General features: G+C 72.2%; 5 protein-coding genes. 2 read left to right on the top strand and 3 right to left on the bottom strand.

Annotated elements, in window-relative coordinates; genetic code table 11:
• A partial coding sequence (locus GUY60_RS30425) for an acyltransferase family protein (RefSeq protein WP_161703626.1) occupies window positions 1-996 on the bottom strand: 996 nt, incomplete at its 3' end.
• 478 nt (window positions 997-1,474) lie between these two features.
• Between GUY60_RS30425 and GUY60_RS30420 the strand changes: the two genes are divergently transcribed.
• A complete protein-coding gene (locus GUY60_RS30420) occupies window positions 1,475-3,430 on the top strand; it encodes an ATP-binding protein (RefSeq protein WP_161703624.1) in 1,956 nt (651 codons plus the stop codon).
• Between the two features lie 18 nt (window positions 3,431-3,448).
• Here the strand turns inward: GUY60_RS30420 and GUY60_RS30415 are convergent, their stop codons facing one another.
• Together GUY60_RS30415 and GUY60_RS30410 are read right to left on the bottom strand one after the other, a co-directional pair.
• Window positions 3,449-5,551, bottom strand: a complete 2,103-nt coding sequence (locus GUY60_RS30415) for a SpoIIE family protein phosphatase (protein WP_161703622.1) — start codon at window positions 5,549-5,551, stop codon at window positions 3,449-3,451.
• 276 nt (window positions 5,552-5,827) lie between these two features.
• A complete protein-coding gene (locus GUY60_RS30410; RefSeq protein ID WP_161703620.1) occupies window positions 5,828-7,279 on the bottom strand; it encodes a purine-cytosine permease family protein in 1,452 nt (483 codons plus the stop codon).
• Between the two features lie 68 nt (window positions 7,280-7,347).
• On the opposite strand from GUY60_RS30410, the gene GUY60_RS30405 reads away from it, so the two are divergent.
• A partial coding sequence (locus GUY60_RS30405) for a TetR/AcrR family transcriptional regulator (RefSeq protein ID WP_161703618.1) occupies window positions 7,348-7,968 on the top strand: 621 nt, incomplete at its 3' end.

Here is a 7,968-nt window from a genome sequence, read left to right as displayed (position 1 = left end):
GGAGACGGGCAGGACGAGGACGGCCGTGGTGAGGACGGCGTCCACGACCGGGCGCCCGGTGGGTTCGAGCCACTCGCGCCGGGTGACGAGCGCCGAGACGACCAGGTAGTGGAGGAGGTAGACCGAGAAGCTCAGCTCCCCGACCTTGGCGAGCGCACGGGAGACACGGCCCGTCGACGTCACCGTGGCGACGTACGTCAGCACCACGAGCGCCCACACGGCACCCTCGACGTCGACCCAGAGCAGCCGCCCGGCGCGGCCCTCGTGGTAGGCGTGCGCGCTGTTGAACAGCCAGACCGCGGTGAGGGCGAGAGTGCTCGCGGCGGCCACCTTGACCGGACCGCGGAAGCGGTCGCGGTGGTGCACGAAGATCCAGGCGGCGACCATCCCCAGGAGGAACTGGTCGATCCGTCCGGCGAGGCTGTAGTAGAGCATCGAGTTCACGCCGACGCCGCCGCCCGTGGCCCAGACCAGGGCGCGGATCACGGCGACGGCCGCAAGGAGCTTCAGGAGCGCCGGCGGACCGTGCCGCGAGAGCAGCCTGATGAGCAGCGGGAACAGCAGATAGAACTGCAGCTCCACGGCGATGGCCCACCACACCTGCGACACATCGCCCAGGGACAGCGAGCCCGGCAGGTTGCCGAGTCCGGCCAGCGACTGGACGACGGCGAGCAGATCGGCGCTCTTGCGGTACGCGCCGGTGCCGACGATCACGAGCACCACGTAGAGCGGGAAGATCCGCAGCGCGCGGTTGCCGAGGAACCGGCCGTAGCGCACGTCCTTGCCGAGGGTGCCGACGGTGAAGATGAAGCCGGAGAGGACCATGAACAGGGCGACGCCCGTGTGCCCTTCGACGACGAGCGCCGCGAACGGATCGCCCGGGTAGAGCCAGCCGTGCGGGTCGCTGTTCGGGGTGGATCTGAGGTGCGGCGAGATCGCGTGGACGCCGTGGTAGAGGAGCACGAGCACGGCCGCGTAGGCCCGCAGATGATCCACCGACACGAGGTACTGACGATTGCTGCTCCGCACTGGTGGCATCCGACCTCTCAAACGGCGTCGCGCTCGCGACGGCGAACAGGGGCTTCACTGCACCACCGGAGCCGCGCGTTCCACGCGCCCATCGGCGGTGAGCACGCCGGGGAATCACCCTCAAGCGTTCCGTTGCGCGCCTCTACTGCTCCAGAACGATCAATTCGCGGTACGGGAACGGCCAGACACGGAAGCGGGTGCGCGCGAACGGTGGCCGAGCAGGCAGGGAACCCGGCCCGGACAGGGGTTCCCCTTGTCGCCGCCTCGGGTGATGGGGCGGTTCAGGTCGCTACCCCGCGCGGTCCGGATGAGTTCCCTCTGTGGTCGAGTTGTGCAGGAGCGTTCCTGCAGTCGGATTTCGACCCGCGAGGCGCAACTCGTCTCACGTCGGCGCACGAAATCGATCAGGAGCAGTGCAGTGTTTGACCGCCTTCGTGGCTCGTCCGTGCGGCAGAGCAGAGGCCAGCGGCCGGAACGCGGCGGTCCGGTCGAACTGATCGGCAGGGAACGGGAGTTGACGCAGCTGCGCGCGCTCCTCGCGCGGCACCGCATGGTGACGGTGACCGGCGCCCCCGGGATCGGCAAGAGCCGCCTCGCGCGTGCGGTGGCCGAGGAGCCGGGTGGGCTGCTCCTGACCCGGGTGCGCTGGTGGAGCCAGGGTCCGGTGGGCGGCCCCGATGCGCTCGCCGGGGTGGCCGCGGCGCTCGGGCTCGCGGGCTCTGCGGAGTTCGAGGAGGTCGCGGAGCGGCTGCGGGCGCGGCCACGGCTTCTGCTGCTCGACGATGTGGACCCGGTGCGCGACGGACTGGTCGCGCTTGTGCAGCGGCTGCTCCAGGCGCTGCCCGGCCTGCGGGTGCTCGCGACCGGTCGGCAGCCGCTCGGTCTGGGTGCCGAGGCGGTGCTGCGCCTCGGCCCGCTCTCGCTCACCGCGCCCGGCGACGGCTCCCCCAGCCCCGCGGCCCGGATGTTCCTGGCGCGGGTGGCGCGGGGCGCGAACGTGACCGGTACGGGCGCCGCCGGGCGTGCCGTGGTCGACATCTGCGCCCGGCTCCAGGGCGTGCCGCTCGCGCTGCGCCTCGCCGCCGAGCAGGTGGGCCGGCACCCGCTGGCCGAGGTGGCGACGCTTGTGGAGTCCGGCCAGTACCGCCTGTCCGGGCGCGGCGGTGACATGTGGCGGCATCGCTCGCTGCACGCGGCGCTGGGGGCGAGTTACACGCTGTGCGGGCGGGCGGAGCGCATCACGTGGGCCCGACTGAGCGTCCTGGGCGGCGAGTTCGACGAGGAGACCGCCGTGTTCGTGGGCGCCGGGGGGCAGTTGCGGGCGCAGTCGATCCCCGCGTGCCTAGCCCGGCTCACCCTGGCCTCGGTCCTGGAACCGGTACGCGACCCCGGTGGCGTGCTGCCGGGCCGGTACCGCATGGGCACGGCCGTCCGGGAGTTCGGCTTCGAGCGGCTGCGGGACGCCGGGGAGTCGGCGGAGGCGGTCGAGCGGCATCTCACCTGGTGCCGGGAGACCGCCGAGTCCGCGCAGCGCCTCTGGCAGGCCGGGCTCCAGCAGCAGGCCGTGGCGCAGGTGCGCGCCGCGGAGGCCAATCTGCGGGCGGCCCTGGTGCGGCCGCCGCGCTCCGCCGCGCAGGCCGAGACCGCGCTGCACACCGTGGTGGCCCTGTGGTTCTGGTGGGGGGTGTGCGGGCATACCGCGCAGGGCCGCTCGTATCTGCAACGGCTGTTGCCGGTCGTCCCGGAGGCTTCCTTGCTGCGGGCGCGGGCGCTGTGGCTCGCCGGGTGGCTCGCGGTGCGGTCCGGTGAGGGCGACGCCGCTGAACTGCTGCGCGAGGCGGGCGAGTTGGCGGTGCTCGTGGGCGACGACACCACGCTCGGGCACGTCGCCGACGCGTCCGGGGTGCTCGCGGCGTTCTCGGGCGACCGTGAGCTGGCGGTGGCCTGCCTCAAGGAGGCGGTGGACCTGGTACCGGAGGGGGTGTTCTTCGGCCCTTCGGTGGCGCACAGTTGGGCGGTGCTCGCCTGCAATCAGGCGCACACCTCGTTGCCGGAGGCGCGCCGCTCGGCACGGTACGCGGCGGCGTTGCCGGGGACCCGCGACGACCGGTGGGCGCGGTGTTCGACGGGGTACGCGCTCGCGTTCGTGGACCATCTGTCGGGCCGGCGCAGCCGTGCCTGGCGGCGGGCCCGGCGCACCCTCGGCGACGCGGAGGCGCTGGGCAGCCCGCTGGGACAGGCGGTCATCGAGAAGCTGCTCGCCGAGATCCAGCACTTCCCGGCCACCGCACCGCCGCTGCCCGACCGCCGCCGCGTGCACCGCAAGCGGGCCGGGACGCCGACCCGGTACGCGCAGATCGGCGGCGGCCGCCTTGCACGTGGCGCGGCGCGCCCCAACTGACGCTCACAGTGCGGGTGTTCAGGTTCCGTCGGTCGGCGGCAGTGGGTGCGTACGCGCGATGAGGAGGGCCACGTCGTCGGGTTCGCCGTGCCGTCTGAGGGTGGTGAGGAGGAGGTCGCAGGTCTCCTCGAGGGAGCGGCGCGGCTGGTCGAGCAGGTCGATGAGGGTGGCGAGGCGGACGCCGATGTCCTGTTCGCGGGTCTCCACCAGGCCGTCGGTGTAGAGGACCAGCTCGTCGCCCTCGCCGAGGGTGACCTCACGGGCCTCGAAGGTCACGCCGCCGACGCCGAGGGGTGCCCCGGTGGGCAGGGAGAGGAGTTCAGGACGTACGCCGGAGCGGCACAGGACGGGCGGCATGTGGCCCGCGACGGCGATCCTGCAGTTGCCGGTGCGCGGGTCGTACTCGGCGTACACACAGGTCGCGAGGGTGTCCTCCAACTCGCCCGTGATCCGGTCCAGGTGGGTGAGCACATCTGCGGGTTCGAGGCCGAGGCCCGCCAACGTGCGGGTGGCGGTGCGGAGTTGGCCCATGGTGGCGGCGGCGTTGATGCCGCTGCCCATGACGTCGCCGACGACGAGGGCGGAGCGGTCGTCGGCGAGGCGGATCACGTCGAACCAGTCACCGCCGACGTCACCGGCCGTGGTCGCGGGCTGGTAGCGGTACGTGACGTCGAGGCCCGGCGGCTTCGGCGGCTGGTGCGGAAGGAGGTGCCGTTGCAGGGACAGCGCGGCGTGGCTCTGCTGCTGGTAGCCGCGGGCATTGTCGATGGCGACGGCGGCACGGGAGCCGAGCTCCCCCGCGAGCAGCATGTCGTCGTGATCGAAGGACAGCGGGTTGGCGGTCCGGGCGAGGGTGAGCGCGCCGAGCACGGTGCCGCGGGCGCGCAGCGGGATGGCGAGGTACGAGTGCACCCCGGCCTCCTCCAGGAGCGCGGCCACATCGCGGTCGCGGCCGATCCGGGCCAGGTCCTGCTCCCTGACGTGGGCGATCAGGGTGGGCCTGCCGGAGCGTACGCACTGGGCGACGAGCCGCTTGGCGTCGTACCGCACCGTCCTGCCGACCGGGTCGGAGGCCCGCTCGGCGAAGGTCGGGTGGGCCGCGGCCACGGCGACCGCGCGGAACAGGGCGCCTCCGGCGCCGGTCGGCCGGACAGGGCTGGTGTACTTCAGCACGCTGTCGAGGAGGTCGACGGCGGCGATGTCGGCGAACTCCGGGACGAGGCAGTCGGCGAGTTCGCGGGCCGTGCGGTCGAGGTCGAGGGTGGTGCCGATGCGTTCGGTGGCGTCGGCGATCATCGCGAGCTTGCGCTGGGCGCGGGCGGCCGCGGTGGCGGCGCGGTGCTGCTCGGTGACGTCGACGACGGACACGGCGAGGCCGATGACCCGGTGCTGTCCGGGGTCCTCCAGGCGGTGCATGGACACGGACCAGGCGTGGTCGTTGTGCGGGTCGGCCGGGGTGCGGCCGATCGTGAAGGTGTCGAGGGACGGGGCGCCGGTGGTGAGGACCGTACGCATCGCGGACTCGATGGACGCGGCGTCCAGGAACGGCAGTGCCTCGGACACCGTGTGCCCCAGGTGTTCCTTGACGGGGATGCCGTTGATGCGTTCGAGCGCCGGGTTGACCAGGGCGTACCGCAGGTCGGTGTCCATCACGGCGATGCCGATCGGGGACTGTGTGACGAGGCGCAGCGAGAGCGCCAGGTCGCGTTCCATGCGCTGCAGGGTGGCGCGCTCGGAGGCGAGCCCGAGCGCGTAGACGTTGCCCTCCCTGTCCTGCAGGCGCATGTTGCGGAACTCGGCGAGCAGGGTGCCGTCGTCCTTGTGCCGTACGGGGAAGGCGCCGGCCCAGGTCTCGCCGGTCGCCATCACCCCGGCGAACAGGGACAGGACCACGTCGAGGTGTTCCTCGTCGACGAGGACCTTCGCGGCGGGGCGGCCGAGGGCTTCCTCGGCGGTGTACCCGAAGAGGGTCTCGGCCTGCGGGCTCCACAGCGCGATCCGGCCGTCGGCGTCGAGCACCACGGCGGCCACACCGAGTACGTCGAGGAGTCCGCCCGCGGCCGTCAGTGGACTGGGGCCCTCCGGGCCCACTCCGGAAGTCGGGGCGTCCGCAGCGTTCATCGGTCCGCTTCCCTTCTCCCGTCGACTGCGGCCGGCGAGTGACGGCCCTCCCTCGAGTCTCCCTGCGGAACCGCCTTCTTGTCTGTACTCCGGCGCGGCCGAAGATCTCTCCATCATCCCCAGGGCGGGGTGCGGTCGCCATTCGCGTACGGGCCTGGCGACCGTCGGCATTTCCGGGCCGGTGGTCATGGCGCGTACGGATCCGCAGGTGGGCGGGGTGCGCACGCGGCGCGGCCGGCCCGCGGGTGTGCGGGCCGGCCGGTGCGGGGGGCGCGGTCAGGCGGCGCTCGGAATGTGCGGGGCGCCGAGCGGGGTGCGCATCAGTAGCGCGTAGAGCGCGGCGGAGACCAGGATCCCGACGGGCAGGGCGAGGTCGATGCCGCCGAGGGCGGTGGCGAGGGGGCCGGTGTAGACGGTGTTGACGCTCAGGGCCGAGGCGGTCACCCCACCGGCCAGCGCGGCGGCGCCCGCCCAGTTGACGCCCGCTACGTACCAGAACGGGCTGTCGCGGGACTCGTCGGTGAGGGCGAGGCCGTCGTAGCGGTTGCGGCGCATCAGGATGTCGGTGGCGTAGATGGCCATGCTCGGGCCGAGCAGGACGACGGTGAGCTGGAGGACGTTGCTGACGGTGTCGAGGAAGTTGGACACGAGCAGCGCGTACAGGGTCAGGCCGACGGCGGCGGCCCCGTCGACGAGGACGCTGAAGGAGCGCCGGATCTTGATGCCGACGGCCTGCAGGGCGAGGCCCGCGCTGTAGGCGGTCAGGGCGTTGATGGCGATGGTGCCGAGGACCAGGGCGAGCAGGAAGACGGGCGCGAACCAGCCGGGCAGGATCGACTGGAGCGCGGTCTGCGGATCGCTCATGTCGAGCGTGGTGGCGGCAAGCGCGCCGAGCGAGCAGACGGCGACGCTCGGCAGGAACGCCCCGAGCGCGGTCCAGCCCACGACGGCCCTGGCGGGGGTCTCACGGGGCAGGTAGCGGGAGAAGTCGGCGCTGGTGGTGTACGAGAGCGGGCCTGCCGCGATGAGGGTGACCCCGGCGATCAGCACGGCCCACAGCTCCGTGCCGGTGAGCCGCTCGGCCGGGACGTACGAGAAGTCGGTGTGCTGGAACACGGGCACGGCGACCACGGCGAAGACGGCGGTGAGCGCCAGCGTGATGGGCAGATACAGCTTCATGATCATCGCGTGTCCGTAGACGCTGATGACCAGGGTGAGCACGGCGATGACGACAACGACCGTGATCTGTACGCCGGTTGTGGCCGTGATGCCGACGCGCTCGACCAGGGCGAAGCCGGCGGTCGCGGCGGCGGCCAGGTTCAGGGCGAAGTAGCAGACCGAGATCATCCAGCCGACGACGGCGTTGTTGACGCGGTTGCCGCGCACGCCGTACAGCGCCCGGGTGACCACCTCGCTCGGCGTGCCCGAGGCCGGGCCCGAGACGGCGAGCACACCGGTCAGCAGCCAGAACAGGTTGCCGACGACGATCACCCCGATGGCCTGCCCCAGGGTGAGCCCCATGAGGACGAGGGCGCCGCCGAGCACCAGGCTCAGATAGTTGACGTTGGCCGCGGCCCAGACGGAGAACAACTGCCGGGGGTGGCCGTGCCGTTCGCCTTCGGGAATGTGGTCGATTCCATGGGACTCGACGTGGGCGGCGCGTTCGGAGCTCTCCGGCGCGAGGCTCTCACGTGCGGCGGGGTGTGGTTCGGGAAGCGTGGACGCCATGGTCTCTCCGGATGCTGGGCCTACCCACCTGCTTGCTTATTGGTCGCACACTCAATAGCATCGCCGATATGCCGTCAAGCGTTCAACGCAAGCGAGTCAGAAAGTCACCTGCCGCCCGACGTGCGGAAATCGTCGACGCGGCCGCCACCATCGCGCTGACCGAGGGCCTGGAGTGCATCACGCTCCGCCGCATCGCCGAGGAGCTCGACGTACGGCCGGGCTTGATCAGCCACTACTTCCCCTCGGCCGAGGAGCTGGTGGCCGAGGCGTTCGGCTGCGCGGCGAGCACCGAGCTCGACACCCTGCTCCCGGAGGAGCGGCCGGACGGCTCCCCCGCGCGCTACCTGGCACGTTTCTTCGCCCTTGCGACGGGTGCTCCGTACGACGACGTCAGCCGGCTCTGGATCAACGCCCGGCACCTCAGCCGCTACCGGCCGGCGCTGCGCGAGCGGGTCGCGGTACAGGAGGCGTCCTGGCGCGAACGGCTCGCGGGGCTCCTGCGGGACGGCGTACGGGACGACGAATTCCGCACCGACAACCCGCTCCTGACGGCTATTCACATTCTGGTGATCCTCGACGGACTCGGCTCCCACGCCAACACCGGCACCGTCGACCGCCCCGACGCGGTGGCCCGCATGGCCGTCACGGCTGCGGAGCGTGAACTCGGGCTTGAGGGTGGGGTGTTGGGT

The sequence above is a fragment of the Streptomyces boluensis genome (genome assembly GCF_009908195.1).
Classification (GTDB): domain Bacteria; phylum Actinomycetota; class Actinomycetes; order Streptomycetales; family Streptomycetaceae; genus Streptomyces; species Streptomyces boluensis.
This window is presented reverse-complemented; position numbering and strand designations above follow the sequence as displayed.